The organism is Prevotella sp. CAG:592 (assembly GCF_000436015.1).
GTDB lineage: Bacteria > Bacteroidota > Bacteroidia > Bacteroidales > Bacteroidaceae > Prevotella > Prevotella pectinovora.
On sequence record NZ_FR892572.1, the window covers coordinates 12387 to 27159 of the forward strand.

Consider the following 14773-nt stretch of genomic DNA (forward strand, 5'->3'; position numbering starts at 1 on the left):
TACTTCGATTTAGACATTTTTATATGATATATGACCGAAAAAGGTGAGGGAGAAAAACGTAATTTCTTCACCCTCACCTTTCGTCATTTTATTTTCTTATCATCTCTTCGACAGTCTGCGTGATTTCCTTCTCCTCAGCATTTGCCTTCTCCACGAGAGCGTCGGCCTCGGCGATGAGCGCTTCTGCCTTCTCACGGTCTTTCAGCGATGCTGCGTTGATCTTCACGTTCATGCCTGCTCCGATTACGGCAGCTCTTGCTGCGAGCGCACCCACTCCTGCATCCGACACGCTGTTAGGATTTCCTGTGGTCACCATCTGGCGGCATACCTCAAATACCTTGTATGATGTCTTCATGGTCTCCAGCGGCACCTCCGTGGCGAAGAGCGTTGCTGCCTGTATGGCATCAGTGCGCAACTGTTTCTCCTCATCGGTGTTCTTAGGCATTCCGAAGGCAGCCATGATGCGGTTGAACGCCTCGGTGTCTTCGTCAACGAGATGCAGAAGCTCTTCCTGCAGCTCCATGCCGCGCTCCGCCCATTGGGCGAACTCGCTCCAACGCTCGTCCCATCCCGGTTTGTGGCTTGAGAGGTTTGCCACCATAGTGGCGAGCGAAGCTCCCAGTGCTCCCATATATGCAGACACGGAACCGCCTCCAGGAGCCGGGCTCTCGCGGCTTGTCTCCTCGGCAAATCCCTTCACCGTGAGGTCTACGAGCTTGTTGCCGCCCTTCTCGCCTGCTGCGAGCAGATATTCGATAACCTTCTCCTCGGGGTTGAACGGACGCAGGTCTTCGAGTCCCATTGACTTGATGGCAATCTTCAGTATGTCTTCCTTAGGAATACCTGCCGAGCGCTGCTGCTTGGCGAGGAAATACTTGCCGGCGTCGAGGAGCGCACACTCTGGGATGAGTCCTACGATCTCCGTTCCGGTAACGCGCAGTCCGCGGTTCTGGGCACAGCGGCACACCTCGTCGAAGGCTTTGTGCAGCGGTGTCTCGTTGATATTGGTGATGTTCATTGACACCTGGGCGATGCCGTATTCGTCGATGAACCATCCGATTGCCTTTGTTCCCTTGAGCGTACCCGGCTGCATCACGACCTTTCCGTTCTCGTCGAGCTTTTTCTTTCCGGTGATAGGATTGCCCTCACGAACCGGGCGGCCCTTCTCTCTCACGTCGAACGCAATGGCGTTGGCGCGGCGTGTAGAAGTGGAGTTGAGGTTGAAGTTCACGGCGATGAGGAAGTCGCGGGCTCCCACTACCGTGCAACCGGTGCGTGCCACCTTCTCGTCGTATGGCCTTGCACCGAAGTCTGGCTTCTCGTTCTCGTCCATAATGCGCTCAGCGATACCCTCATACTCACCTCTGCGCACAACGGCAAGGTTGCGGCGCTTTGGTGTGCGGGCTGCTGCCTCATAGCAATATGTAGGAATCTGCAGTTCGTCGGCGATGCGCTCAGCGAGTTTCTGTGCCAGTTCGGCGCATTCTTCGAGTGTGATGCCGCTTACAGGTACGATTGGCAACACATCGGTAGCACCGATACGTGGGTGTGCTCCGTGATGCTTGCGCATATCGATGAGTTCGCCTGCCTTTGCCACAGCACGGAAAGCTGCGTCTACAACGGCCTCCGGCTCTCCTACGAAGGTTACAACCGTACGGTTGGTGGCTTCGCCCGGATCCACGTCGAGGAGCTTTACTCCCGATGTCTTCTCAATCTCACTGGTTATCTGCTTGATAACGTTCATGTCGCGACCCTCGCTGAAATTGGGCACGCACTCAACAATCTGCTTTTTCTTTGCCATTGCTATGTTTTTTATAGTATCGTTATTTTGTTAGTCAAATTACTTTCCTTGCGGATGTTTTTCAATAGATGTTGCAAATCTACATAAAAAAATTTAATGTTGTAAGGATAAATCAAAAAAAGTTGGATATATTTATCCTTCTTTCATAACTCTTCATTAGATTTGCAGAAAGAAAACGAAAATTAAGCATCTTGATGTAACAATAGGCGCATCATCTAAATAATACAGGTAATACATAAATTAATGTAGGAATATGAATCCCGTCACTCAAACCATAATATTGTCGGCATCCACACTGAGGATGCTGCCGCACATAGCCATTTATCTGCTCCACCGGAAGGATATCGATGCCGACCTGACCCAGGTGCAGGACCGCCGGGCTGGGGTCTTGAACTTCATCAAGGCGTGTACCAGGGAGCGCACGTTCAGGAATCTATTCTACTATCGCATCGGGGAATACCTTTCGGCTCCCATACGCTGGATGCTGCCTGGAGAGAGGACTCTGAACATCTGGTGTCCGAGCATCGGCAAGGGAGCGCATCTGGAGCATGCCTATGCCACGTATCTGAATGCCGAGGGGATAGGCGAACGGTTCTATTGCCTGCAGATGGTGACGCTGGGTAATGGCAAAGGCGGTCGCCCCACGCTTGGCGACGATGTGGAAATATATACCGGCGCCACGGTGTTCGGAGGCGTGAGGATTGGCAACAACGTGACGATAGGTGCCGGAGCGGTGGTGTTCACCGATGTGCCGGACAACTGCACGGCAGTGGGAAACCCGGCAAGGATTATCCCCAAACGGCGGGGTTAAACGCTAACCGTCATCAGTCAGTAGAAATCTCAACCCAATTCACCTCAAATGCCATACTGCCATACAGACAATCCTGCAATATGGCATTCCTGCAAATTACAGTTAAATATTCATAAAAATAAAATTCTAACGAGTCTTGTATTATAAATATAAAGGAAAAATTCATACCTTTGCAATCCGATTATTAAACGGGGAAAGACTTAGAACCCCACGAACGTAGTGTTAATAGTTGTACTTTTGGCCGAGTGCGACGGTTAGTGAATCGACGTTCAAACGGTTTTCATAAACCTCTAACCTTATATTATAAATAGGACAGACGGAATATGAAAAGCGTGAAGAAAGTAATAAAAAAAACGTTTTTTAGTAGTAAAATTAAAACATCAGAATGAACACTTTAAGTTACAAGACTATTTCCGCAAACAAGGAAACAGTCAACAAAGAGTGGGTTGTTATCGACGCCACAGACCAGGTAGTAGGTCGTCTTTGCTCTAAGGTAGCAAAATTGTTGCGCGGTAAGTACAAGCCAAACTTCACTCCTCACGTAGATTGCGGAGACAACGTAATCATCATCAACGCCAGCAAGGCATATTTCACTGGCAAGAAGGAGACCGACAAGGTCTACACACGTTATACTGGCTATCCAGGCGGACAACGCTTCAACACTCCAGCCGAGCTTCGCACTCGCAAGGGCGGTGTTGACAAGATTATCCGTCATGCTGTGAAGGGTATGCTTCCAAAGGGTCCTCTCGGACGCCACATCATGGACAACCTTTATGTATATGAGGGAACAGAGCACAACCACGAGGCTCAGAAACCTAAAGCAATCGATATTAACCAGTATAAATAATTCACACGATAATGGAAGTAATTAACGCAATTGGTCGCCGCAAGAGTGCTGTTGCACGTGTTTACATGAGCGAGGGTACCGGCAAGATAACCATTAACAAGAAAGATATTACTGAGTATTTCCCATCAGCAATCGTACAGTATGTTGTAAAGCAGCCTCTGATGGCTCTCGACGCTGTTGAGAAGTATGACATCAAGGCTAACCTCGACGGTGGTGGCTTCACAGGCCAGAGCCAGGCTCTCCGCCTCGCTATCGCACGCGCACTCGTTAAGGTGAACGCTGAGGACAAGAAGACTTTGAAGGATCACGGATTCATGACTCGCGACTCTCGTGCCGTTGAGCGTAAGAAGCCAGGTCAGCCAAAGGCTCGTCGTCGTTTCCAGTTCAGCAAGCGTTAATCCTCTGGATAGCTGGACAATGTTTAGCATCTAAACCGGCAAGACTCGAATTGCGATTACTCGCCGGCTGATTCTAACAAAAGAATAAAAAAGAAAGTAAACAAACAATTTTAAAAAGAAAAAGAAATGTCAAGAACAAATTTTGATATGCTTCTGAAGGCCGGATGTCATTTCGGTCACCTCACACGCAAGTGGAATCCTGCAATGGCTCCTTATATCTTCATGGAGCGTAACGGTATTCATATCATCGACCTGTATAAGACCGCAGCCAAGATCGACGAGGCTGCAGAGGCTCTTAAGCAGATCGCAAAGTCAGGCAAGAAGATTCTGTTCGTTGCTACTAAAAAACAGGCTAAGGACGTTGTTGCTGACAAGGCAGCTTCTGTAAACATGCCATACGTTATCGAGCGCTGGCCAGGTGGTATGCTCACCAACTTCCCAACAATCCGCAAGGCTGTGAAGAAGATGGCTAACATCGATAAGCTGATGAACGACGGAACATACTCTAACCTCTCTAAGCGTGAGATCCTGCAGATCACACGTCAGCGCGCCAAGCTGGAGAAGAACCTCGGTTCTATCGCCGACCTGACCCGTCTGCCATCTGCACTCTTCGTTGTTGATGTTATGAAAGAGGCCATCGCCGTTAAGGAAGCTAAGCGTCTTGGTATTCCTGTATTCGCTATCGTGGATACTAACTCTAACCCTAAGGACGTAGACTTCATGATCCCAGCCAATGACGACGCAAAGGACAGCATCGACGTTATCCTGTCTGCATGCTGCGAGGCTATCAACGAGGGTCTTGAGGAGCGCAAGGTAGAGAAGGCTGACGAGAAGGCTGCAAAGGAGCAGGCTGAGACAGCTGAGGACAAGCCAAAGCGCGCACGTAAGGCTGCACGCAAGGACGCACCTGCAGAGGCTGCCGCAGAGGAGGCACCAGCAGAGGCTTAATCAATGACAGTATAAAGAGATTAGGAACGTTGAATTAATGACTTACAGAATACTTAATTCAATGTTCCTTTTTCAATATTAATCCAAAACCTAATTCAATATTTAAGACTATGGCTGTATCAATAGCTGATATTCAGAAGCTGCGCAAGATGACTGGCGCCGGTCTTTCTGATTGCAAGAAGGCTCTCACTGAAACAGAGGGCAATTTCGACAAGGCAGTAGAGATTATCCGTGAGAAGGGACAGGCTATCGCTGCTAAGCGTTCTGACCGCGAGACTTCTAACGGTTGTGTTCTCGTTAAATACGCTGACAACTTCGGCGCTATCGTAGCATTGAAGTGTGAGACTGACTTCGTGGCTAACGGAGCTGACTATATCAAACTGACACAGGATATCCTCGACGCTGCTGTAGCTGCAAAGGCTAAGAGCCTCGACGAGGTTAAGGAACTGACATTGGCTGACGGAACAAAGGTTCTCGACGCTGTTGTCGCTCGCTCTGGTATCACCGGCGAGAAGATGGAGCTCGACGGCTACAACTTCATCGAGGGTGAGAACATTTCTACATACGACCACATGGGCAAGCACACTCTCTGCACAATGGTTCAGACCAACAAGGCAGCTGAGGAGCAGGCTCACGCTATAGCAATGCAGGTGGCTGCCATGAAGCCTATGTTCCTTGACGAGGCTTCTGTTTCTCAGGAGTTCATCGAGGAGGAGAAGAAGGTTGCTGCTGAGAAGACAAAGCAGGAGCTGGTACAGAAGGCTGTTGACGCTGCCCTGAAGAAGGCTGGCATCAACCCTGCACACGTTGACTCTGAGGAGCACATGGAGTCTAATATGGGCAAGGGATGGATCACAGCTGAGGATGTTGCCAAGGCTAAGGAGATCATCGCTACTGTATCTGCAGAGAAGGCTGCAAACCTCCCTGCTCAGATGATCGAGAACATCGTGAAGGGTCGTATCAACCGCATCTACAAGGAGAACTGTCTGCTCAACCAGGAGTTCATCCAGGACAGCAAGCTCTCTGTTGCTGACTACCTGAAGGCTGCCGACAAGGACCTCACAGTAGTTGACTACAAGCGCTTCTCTCTGAGCGCTGACTAATCCTGAGGATTAATCACAAACTTAAATATATCAGCCAGGCAAGGGATTCAAGAAATCGTTTGCTTGGCTTTTACTATTTTTTATCTGCCTGTAACCAATAACATTATACTTCGTATGAAAAATCTGAATAATATCATAAAATCACTGCTGCCGGCAATTGTTTCAGTGATATGCCAATGTGCATACAGCCAAATCACTGTGGTTGACGCAAACGACAAGCTGCCTGTCATCTCGGCAAGCATATATAACGGCAACGGAACAGACGTTATAGGCATTACCGACTACGACGGGAAACTACCCAAAACTGCAGAACAGCTACAAAGCATACACATCCAACACATAAACTACATGCCGGCAAACATAAACCTGCAGTCGCTGAAAGACTCTACGATTCTCCTGACGCCCCGCACACACAGGCTTCCTGAAGTGAAAATCTCGAAGCAGGAAGACGCAATGCTCAGGATGAAAGTATATATCAGACACATGACAGTTCTGAACAGCAAGCCTGCAGCAGTAAGCGAAAGCATGGCCTATCTGTATTTCAAAGAAAACAATGACGACGGCAAACCAAATTCATACAAAATACTGTCGGAAGACAAGTTCAAGGACGAAAAGGCTTATGAGGGTGAAAGCAAGATGCTGAAATCACTAGCAGACTTCAGCAATCCTACAGCTTTAGCATTCTTCGACGGATACAAACACTATAACACATTGAAAGGCTCGAGGAGAATGGGAACCAGTTGGAAAAGGGCTGGAGGAATATATTATATGAACGAAGACTCCATAAACAAACGCTGCGAAATAGTAAGAGACAGTTTGTTTTCTGACAAGCCCTTCAAGGTTCCACTCTTCGGATTCGCATTCAGTAACATATACAACAGCGAGACATACAGCACGGAATTGGGTGCTCCGCGATTATACAATCTGATAAACATGACAGACAGATACCGCGTCTACCAGACAAAGACAATGGGTTACGTGGACATGGTTACGGAAATGTATATCCTTGGCATCGACTATGCCTCTAAGGAAGAAATGAAAGCGGACAAGAAACTCAAACTTTCACCTTTTGAAAGACCTGAAGGCATAGTGGCGGCAGGCGACTGGCTCACAACTACTATAAAGGGCATGCAAAGGATAAAATAACAGAACATTAAACAAAACAATTATACAATGAAGATTTTCGCAGTAGGATTGAACTATCCTCAACACAATAAAGAGCTTAACGAAACGTTATACAAGGGAGAAGTCCCCGTGATTTTCACCAAGGCGGACTCGTCGCTGCTGAAGGACGGAAAACCGTTCTTCGTTCCTGACGACATGGGACGCATTGACTATGAAACGGAAATCGTAGTGCGCATCTGCCGACTGGGAAAGGCTATACCTGCACGCTTCGCCCATAGGTATTATGATGCCGTGACTGTGGGCATCGACTTCACAGCTCGCGAACTGCAGGCGGAACTGAGAAAAAAAGGTCTGCCGTGGGAGATGTGTAAGGGATTCGACGGTGCTGCTGCAATTGGTGAATGGGTGAGCGTGGAGAAATTCAGAGACGTGCAGGCTCTGCAGTTCCATCTCGACATCAATGGCAAGACCGTGCAGGAGGGCCGCACAAGCGACATGCTCTTCAAGATTGACGAGATTATTGAATACATCAGCAAGTACTTCACGCTGAAAACCGGCGACATCATCTATACTGGTACTCCTGTGGGCGTGGGACCTGTGAACATCAACGACCACCTCACTGGATATATAGAAGACAGGAAAGTGCTTGAATTTAATATAAAATAAATGATAAGAAATATACTCCTCACCATAGCAGTACTTCTTGCCGGCATGACCGCCAATGCACAGAAGTTCTTCAATCTGACTGCCGACGAAGTAAGAATAGACTCCGTCATACCTTCATTCGGATATTCCAAAGACCTGGGGTCTGCCTACGCAGACTCCACATACACCGTAACGATAGAATATCCGGAATTCATCGACATGCAGAAGGGCGACGTGGAGAAACTGAAGAAAATCAGCAACGTCACCTACCCTGCCCTGCCGGAGATAACGACAAAGACAGTGGTGGAAAGGAAGAAAGGCAGACTGGAAGTATATTTCTCACCTATCGTGATGCGCGACGGAAAATACCAGAAGCTCGTAAGCTTCATGCTGCGCATCACGGCCAAGCCTAAATCGAAATCAACAAGAAAGGCAAATGCCAGGGCTGACAAGACGAAGAGCGAGCGCTGGGCTAAGAACTCGGTGCTGGCAACGGGCAACTGGGCCAAGATACGTGTGCCGTCAACGGGTGTTTACCAGATTACTGACGCCCTGATACGTCAGGCGGGATTCAACGACCTGAGCAAGGTGAAGGTATATGGATATGGCGGAGCGCTACATTCGGAACAGCTGCTCGACAAGAAAATCGCAGAATATGACGACCTGAAAGAGGTTCCGACAGTCACCGTGAATGGCAAGAAGCTTTTCCGTGCCATAGGTCCGGTGTCGTGGGACAGCGCTACAAAGACTTCACGCATACGCAACCCTTATTCTGACTACGGATATTATTTCATCACACAAAGCGAGGGCGAACCGCTGAGCGTGGACTCGGCTGCCTTCGTGTCATCTTTCTATCCTGCCAACGACGACTACCACACGCTATACGAGGTGGATGACTACGCCTGGTTCCAGGGAGGAAGGAACTTGTTTGACACCACTCCGATAAACCCAGGGGCAAGTCTGACATACGAATTGACCACTCCGGCACAGAAGACCGGCGAAGGGACTCTGTTCGTAAGGCTCACCTCATCGTCTGCATCTACGAGCGAGATTGCCATCAACGACTCGGTGGTGGGAACGATAACGACGAAGAATGGCGGCGAATACGACACTGGCGTATTGGCTGAAGGTTCGTTCTATCTGAAGGACATGCTCGCAAGCAGTTCGGCTAAGACAAACAAGGTGAAAATAACAAACAAGTCGAGCAACACGGTGAGACTCGACTACATCACCCTTACCTTCAATGATCCGCGACCGGAGCCACAACTCTCGAAGGCGACGTTCGCCACACCGGAATATGTGTACAACATAACAAACCAGAACCTGCACGGGGATAAGAATTACGATATGGTGATGATAATCCCGGCAAGTCAGAAACTGCTGAAACAGGCTGAGCGTCTGAAGGCTTATCATGAGGAACACGACAAGATGAGCGTTCGTATCGTGCCTGCCGATGAACTGTATAACGAGTTCTCGAGCGGTACGCCGGAGGCTGATGCCTATCGTCTGTATATGAAGATGATGTATGACAGGGCGGAAGACGAGGCGTCGATGCCGAAATATCTGCTGCTCTTCGGCGACTGTAAATGGGACAACAGAATGAAGGTCAGCGCTCTGAGGAACTATAGCCCTGACGACTTCCTGCTCTGTTTCGAGAGCGACAACTCTTTCAGTTACGTGAACAGTTTCATCGACGACTGCTACTTCACCGCTCTCGACGACGGTGAGGGTGCAAACGCATCGGCTTATTCCACCAAATCGGACAAATACGACATCGCTGTGGGAAGATTTCCGGTGAAGACTGCTGACGAAGCGAAGATAATGGTGGACAAGAGCATCAGCTATATGGAGAACAAGATGGCGGGGGCATGGCAGAACGTGGCTCTCTTCCTCGGTGACGACGGCAACAACAACGCTCACGTGACGTCGGTGGACAACACCGCCAAGGCTGTGGAGCAACTCGTTCCGGCAATACAGGCAAAGCGTGTGTTCTGGGACATGTATACAAGGGTATCGTCGGCAACGGGAAACACATACCCTGAGGTGACGAGTCTGTTGAAAAAGCAGCAAGCTGAAGGTGCGCTGCTCTTCGACTATGCCGGACACGGACGCCCGGACATGCTGTCTCACGAGCTTGTATTGTCGTCTGCCGACTTTGCCGCATTCAAGAACAAGGTGCTGCCTCTGTGGATTACGGCATCATGCGACATCATGCCTTACGACGGAACGGTGAGCAACATCGGAGTGAACTCCGTGCTTAATCCTAACGGTGGCACCTTCGCCTTCTACGGCACGGCACGAACGGTGTATATCACGCAGAACCAATATCTCAATGCTGAATACGTGAAGGCGCTGTTCACCAAGACAAACGGCAAGTTCAATTCCGTTGGCGAGGCACAGAGAGTGGCAAAGAACAGAATCATCAGCGATGGCACCGACAGAACGGTGAACAAGCTGCACTATGCCCTGCTCGGCGATCCGGCGATAAGTCTGAAGATAGCGGAGAGCAACGTAGTGATAGACAGCATCAACGGCATATGTCTGGCTGAAGCCACCGAACTGCCACAGATAAAGGCGGGAGCGAAGGTGAACGTGAAGGGACATATCAAGAATGCCGACGGCACCACCGACGAATCTTTCACAGGAACGGTGAACATCGACGTTAAGGACTCCAAGGAGAAACGTGTGGGCAAGTTGAACAGCAAGGATACGGGATATGCATACACCTTCTTCGACTACACCAAGACGATATTCAACGGCAACGACAGCATACGCTCAGGAAAGTTCGACATCACCTTTGCCGTGACGAAAGACATCAACTATACTGACGAGAACGGAAGGATAAATGCCTTTGCAGTGAGCAGTACCGACAACAGGACGATGAACGGATATACGGAGAACTTCATCGTGGGTGGAACGGAAATCGTATCCAACGACTCCAACGGTCCGTCGATATACTGCTATCTTAACTCTCCAATCTTCAGCAACGGAGGCAACGTGAACTCTACGCCTTACTTCGTGGCGGAGATATCTGACAAGGACGGACTGAACACTTCGGGCAGCGGCATCGGCCATGACCTGACACTGGTAGTCGACGACGACCCGATGATGACATTCACTCTGAACGACAACTTCTCGTTCAACTTCGGTTCGTATACCGAGGGAACGACATGGTATAACATCCCGGAACTGGAGAACGGACCGCACAAGCTGAAATTCACCGCATGGGATATCCTCAACAACCCTTCGACAACGACGCTGAAATTCAACGTGGTGAAAGGTCTGACTCCAAACATCACAAACGTCTATTGCTCCAACAATCCGGCAAAGACGAACACTACGTTCATCGTCAGCCACGACAGAAGCGGCAGCAACGTGGAGATGACCATCGAAGTGTTTGACATCAGCGGCAGACTGCTGTGGAATCATACGGAGAACACTCTGGCTGAGTCGGCAACATTCACATACGACTGGGATCTCACCACCGACAGCGGCGGCAGGTTGCAGTCTGGAGTATATCTGTATCGTGTGCGCCTGACAAGCGAGGGAAAGAACGAGGCAACGAAAGCCAAGAAACTGATAGTACTCAACTGAGAATGTAACTCTTTGACTGTCGTCACACAATAATATAACACAAAAAGAGTTATATAGAGGCGTGACGAAGTTTTCATGTAATGTAGGCTGAAATGACAGACTGGCATTGAAGAATTGAGGACCATCACGCAATACATCATAACGAGGATAAAAACAAAAGACAAGATATAAATGAAGAACAGAATAAGAATCATTGCGGCAGTATTGCTCACCGTAATAGCAACTAACGTCAAGGCTCAAGACAAGCGCGAGATGTTTAACCCTATTCATACGGCTCTCGTTTCACAGACCATCGCACCGGATGCACGCGCTGCCGGTATGGGTGACGTGGGTGCCGCCACCGACCCTGACGTGAACTCCCAATACTGGAACCCGGCAAAATATCCTTTCTGTATCAGCCGTGCAGGTCTTGCCCTGAACTACACGCCTTGGCTGCGCTCACTGGTAAGCGACATGGACATCGCCTATCTCGCCGGATACTACCGCATCGGTGACTATAGCGCCGTTTCGGCATCATTGAGATATTTCTCTCTCGGTGAGGTTTACACGAACTACGACGGTACGGGCGACATATCAAACGCACAGACCATCAACCCATACGAGATGTCGTTTGATGTGGCTTATTCTCTGATGCTGAGCGAGAAATTCTCTCTCGCTGCCGGCGTGCGTTTTCTCATGTCCGACATGCAGTACAGTTCTACAGAGGAGCGCTCAGCTTCTAACGCCTTCGCTGCCGACCTCGCCTGCTACTATAACGACTATATCAACATCGGTTCTCGCGAATGTCAGCTCGGCATCGGTCTGAACATCAGCAACATCGGTAGTAAGATAACATTCGGCGGCAGTGACTACAGTGAGTTTATTCCAACAAACATGAGATTGGGTGCTGCCCTAATGGTGCCGATCGACGAATTTAACCGCTTCACGATATCTGCCGACGCAAACAAGCTGCTCGTTCCTTCTTATCCTCAGCAGGAAGAGGGGGAAACGACAGAGGACTACCAGCAGCGTGTGGAGGATGAATACTACAACACGAGCAGCATCTCCGGAATGTTCAAGAGTTTCGGCGACGCTCCTGGAGGTTTCAAGGAGGAACTTGAGGAGATAAACTGGAGTGTCGGTGCTGAATATGTATACAACGACAAGTTCAGCGTTCGCGCCGGTTATCACCATGAGTCGGAGAACAAGGGTAACAGAAAATACTTCACTGTCGGTGCGGGCTTCCGCATGAGCGCCTTCACCCTCGACTGCGGTTATGTCATCGCTACTGCAAAGAGCAACCCTCTCGACCAGACTCTCCGCTTCACTCTGGGCTTCGATATGGACGGACTGAAGGATTTGTTCAAGAGAAGATAATTAAAATGGTAAAAAGTTATGAAGGTACGCGTAGGCTTCGGTTTTGACGTTCATAAGCTCGTTGAAGGACGTGACTTGTGGTTGGGCGGAATAAAGATTCCACACACTCTCGGTCTGCTTGGCCATAGCGATGCTGATGTACTGATACATGCCATCTGCGACGCATTGCTCGGAGCGGCAAACATGAGAGACATCGGTTATCACTTTCCCGACACATCGGCTGACACTCTCGACATAGACAGTAAGATACTGTTGAAGAAGACCATCGACCTGATTGCCACAAAGGGATACAGACTCGGAAACATTGACGCCACGGTTTGTGCCGAGCGCCCTAAGATAAATCCGCATGTTGAAAAGATGAAGGAATGTCTCGCCACAGTGATGAATGCCGATGTTGACGACATCTCCATCAAAGCTACAACAACAGAGAAACTCGGTTTCACTGGCAGAGAAGAGGGCATGAGTGCGTATGCCACGGTGCTGATATACAAAGACTGAGAATCTGAATAAAAATAAGAAATCCTGAGAAAGACAGGAAATCTATACAGGAAACCTAAACAAAGACAGGAAATCCGAATAGAGACTGGAAAATTGAATAAAGGAAAAAAATCTAAATAAATACCCGGAACATTCTATATGATGCTCCGGGTATTTTTTATATCATATTTGCCATCAAAGCTGTATCAGTCATTATGCTTTTCTGTTTCACTTTACTGAAATTACCAATAGTCTTATAGGCAATTAAATCAATCTGTAGGGCATGGTCCGTAAAGGTGTCCATCGGCACACTTGGTGATGCCAAGAAAACCAGAAGGATGATGGGACCGGCAATAGGAATCAGAGACCACCAATAGTGCCAACCTGAACGGCCGGTATCATGAAGACGGCGCACCAGAACCGAAATAGTCGGAACAATGGCAACCAAGCTGTAAATTAGAGACAATACAAGTCCGATTCCCGATCCTGCCAATACACTTCCTGCATCACCGCCGCCGAAAATGCTACCGAGTACTGAACCTATAATCCCGAACACAAGCCATGCCAGACTATTAAACAAATAGAACCACCAAAATTCTGATCGTGATGCACGGCCACTGAATGTGGCAAACTTACTAAACACTGTCTTAACTGATTCTGTAAATCCCATAGTTTTTTGTTTTTATGTGTTAATAATAATTGAAAAAGCGTTCCTTTTTATAAATATTTCGCAACAAAGATATTGATTATTTCAATATAAACAAACTATTTGCTATGAATTATTAAAAATATTAGGTAATTTTGTTCACTGAATGCAAAATGGAATGTTTTTGTTCACTGAATGTAAAAAAACAGAATATTATGACAGACACCGGAAATGACAAAATCAACGTGCTTGGCAAACAAACGAACTGGGAAGATCTGTACTTCTATCAGAAGGCAGACATCGTATACCAGATGTCATTTGCCTTTTGCAACAGATTCATACATCCTTATAAAGACCGCACTCGCGACCAGATAATACAGGCTGCACGGTCATGCAAGCAAAACATTGTAGAAGGTCTTGCCGACGGTGTTACGTCATCTGAGATGCAGATGAAACTGCTCAACGTGGCACGCGCCTCCCTAAAAGAATTACGTGAAGATTTCGAAGACTATCTCAAATCACGGCATCTACAGTATTACATCGCCGGCGAAGAACGGTATAACGTGATGCTCGACTACTGTCGCCATCACAACAGACTTCCTGACTACGAACCATTCTTTGACAAATGGAATGATGAACAGATGTGCAACTATGGACTCACTCTATGCCACATGATAGACAAGATGATGATGTCTTTTATGAAGCGCCTCGAACAAGAGTTCATCACCGAAGGCGGCATCAAGGAGCGAATGCACAAAGCACGTACCGGCTACCGCCAACAACAAGACACACGACTTAAAGAGCTTGAAACCCGCCTTCCTGAACTTGAAAGCGAACTTTTCAAGGTTAACGCCGAAATGATGAAATGGAAATCATCGTATGAAGACCTCCGTCAACGTGCCCTCAAATCCTACTATAAACAACAAGAAGAAATCAGCAGGCTGAAAGCACTAATCGAAGAGATGAAAAAGAAATAACAGTCTATTTCAGCTAGAAATACTAGAAAATCTAGATAGTCTAGA

The 14773-nt window shown here is 48.3% G+C and carries 13 protein-coding genes; 11 read left to right on the plus strand and 2 right to left on the minus strand.

The annotated features are described in order from the left end of the window. Window positions 1-88: 88 nt before the first annotated feature. The gene (gene ftcD, locus QVO99_RS05605; RefSeq protein WP_022316622.1) at window positions 89-1801 is read right to left on the minus strand and encodes a glutamate formimidoyltransferase; all 1713 of its coding nucleotides are present in this window, start codon (window positions 1799-1801) and stop codon (window positions 89-91) included. A gap of 253 nt (window positions 1802-2054) precedes the next feature. Here ftcD and QVO99_RS05610 point away from each other — a divergent pair, with 253 nt between their 5' ends. The 10 genes from QVO99_RS05610 (at window position 2055) to ispF (ending at window position 13126) form a co-directional block, all read left to right on the plus strand. Next, complete coding sequence (locus QVO99_RS05610; protein WP_022316623.1) at window positions 2055-2612, plus strand: serine acetyltransferase; 558 nt, start codon at window positions 2055-2057, stop codon at window positions 2610-2612. A 385-nt stretch (window positions 2613-2997) separates the two neighbouring features. Next, window positions 2998-3459 (plus strand): 50S ribosomal protein L13, encoded by a 462-nt coding sequence (rplM, locus tag QVO99_RS05615; protein WP_022316625.1) that lies wholly within the window; start codon window positions 2998-3000, stop codon window positions 3457-3459. 11 nt (window positions 3460-3470) lie between these two features. Next, window positions 3471-3857: a 30S ribosomal protein S9 gene (gene rpsI, locus QVO99_RS05620; RefSeq protein WP_022316626.1), complete on the plus strand. Its 387-nt coding sequence runs from the start codon at window positions 3471-3473 to the stop codon at window positions 3855-3857. 126 nt (window positions 3858-3983) lie between these two features. Further along, entirely contained in the window at window positions 3984-4805 is an 822-nt protein-coding gene (gene rpsB / locus QVO99_RS05625) for a 30S ribosomal protein S2 (RefSeq protein WP_022316627.1), read from the plus strand. A gap of 110 nt (window positions 4806-4915) precedes the next feature. Further along, window positions 4916-5908: a translation elongation factor Ts gene (tsf, locus tag QVO99_RS05630; RefSeq protein WP_022316628.1), complete on the plus strand. Its 993-nt coding sequence runs from the start codon at window positions 4916-4918 to the stop codon at window positions 5906-5908. A 114-nt stretch (window positions 5909-6022) separates the two neighbouring features. Next, window positions 6023-7054, plus strand: a complete 1032-nt coding sequence (locus tag QVO99_RS05635) for a hypothetical protein (protein ID WP_022316629.1) — start codon at window positions 6023-6025, stop codon at window positions 7052-7054. Between the two features lie 27 nt (window positions 7055-7081). After that, window positions 7082-7699, plus strand: a complete 618-nt coding sequence (locus tag QVO99_RS05640; protein ID WP_022316630.1) for a fumarylacetoacetate hydrolase family protein — start codon at window positions 7082-7084, stop codon at window positions 7697-7699. Next, window positions 7700-11272 carry a type IX secretion system sortase PorU gene (gene porU, locus QVO99_RS05645; RefSeq protein ID WP_022316631.1) on the plus strand — a complete coding sequence of 1191 codons (3573 nt, stop codon included), beginning with the start codon at window positions 7700-7702 and terminating at the stop codon, window positions 11270-11272. 171 nt (window positions 11273-11443) lie between these two features. Next, window positions 11444-12628, plus strand: a complete 1185-nt coding sequence (porV, locus tag QVO99_RS05650; RefSeq protein ID WP_022316632.1) for a type IX secretion system outer membrane channel protein PorV — start codon at window positions 11444-11446, stop codon at window positions 12626-12628. A gap of 18 nt (window positions 12629-12646) precedes the next feature. Next, complete coding sequence (ispF, locus tag QVO99_RS05655) at window positions 12647-13126, plus strand: 2-C-methyl-D-erythritol 2,4-cyclodiphosphate synthase (RefSeq protein ID WP_022316633.1); 480 nt, start codon at window positions 12647-12649, stop codon at window positions 13124-13126. Between the two features lie 157 nt (window positions 13127-13283). On the opposite strand, the gene QVO99_RS05660 is transcribed toward ispF, so the two are convergent. After that, window positions 13284-13775, minus strand: coding sequence for a DUF805 domain-containing protein (locus QVO99_RS05660; protein ID WP_022316634.1), 492 nt, complete (start codon window positions 13773-13775; stop codon window positions 13284-13286). A 191-nt stretch (window positions 13776-13966) separates the two neighbouring features. On the opposite strand from QVO99_RS05660, the gene QVO99_RS05665 reads away from it, so the two are divergent. Further along, window positions 13967-14728 (plus strand): four helix bundle suffix domain-containing protein, encoded by a 762-nt coding sequence (locus QVO99_RS05665; protein WP_022316635.1) that lies wholly within the window; start codon window positions 13967-13969, stop codon window positions 14726-14728. The last annotated feature ends 45 nt before the right edge of the window (window positions 14729-14773 follow it).

Bases quoted from the DNA above. Each gene is read 5' to 3' on its own strand.
- ftcD (WP_022316622.1), bottom strand. From the start codon at position 1,801: ATGGCAAAGAAAAAGCAGATTGTTGAGTGCGTGCCCAATTTCAGCGAG.
- QVO99_RS05610 (WP_022316623.1), top strand. From the start codon at position 2,055: ATGAATCCCGTCACTCAAACCATAATATTGTCGGCATCCACACTGAGG.
- rplM (WP_022316625.1), top strand. From the start codon at position 2,998: ATGAACACTTTAAGTTACAAGACTATTTCCGCAAACAAGGAAACAGTC.
- rpsI (WP_022316626.1), top strand. From the start codon at position 3,471: ATGGAAGTAATTAACGCAATTGGTCGCCGCAAGAGTGCTGTTGCACGT.
- rpsB (WP_022316627.1), top strand. From the start codon at position 3,984: ATGTCAAGAACAAATTTTGATATGCTTCTGAAGGCCGGATGTCATTTC.
- tsf (WP_022316628.1), top strand. From the start codon at position 4,916: ATGGCTGTATCAATAGCTGATATTCAGAAGCTGCGCAAGATGACTGGC.
- QVO99_RS05635 (WP_022316629.1), top strand. From the start codon at position 6,023: ATGAAAAATCTGAATAATATCATAAAATCACTGCTGCCGGCAATTGTT.
- QVO99_RS05640 (WP_022316630.1), top strand. From the start codon at position 7,082: ATGAAGATTTTCGCAGTAGGATTGAACTATCCTCAACACAATAAAGAG.
- porU (WP_022316631.1), top strand. From the start codon at position 7,700: ATGATAAGAAATATACTCCTCACCATAGCAGTACTTCTTGCCGGCATG.
- porV (WP_022316632.1), top strand. From the start codon at position 11,444: ATGAAGAACAGAATAAGAATCATTGCGGCAGTATTGCTCACCGTAATA.
- ispF (WP_022316633.1), top strand. From the start codon at position 12,647: ATGAAGGTACGCGTAGGCTTCGGTTTTGACGTTCATAAGCTCGTTGAA.
- QVO99_RS05660 (WP_022316634.1), bottom strand. From the start codon at position 13,775: ATGGGATTTACAGAATCAGTTAAGACAGTGTTTAGTAAGTTTGCCACA.
- QVO99_RS05665 (WP_022316635.1), top strand. From the start codon at position 13,967: ATGACAGACACCGGAAATGACAAAATCAACGTGCTTGGCAAACAAACG.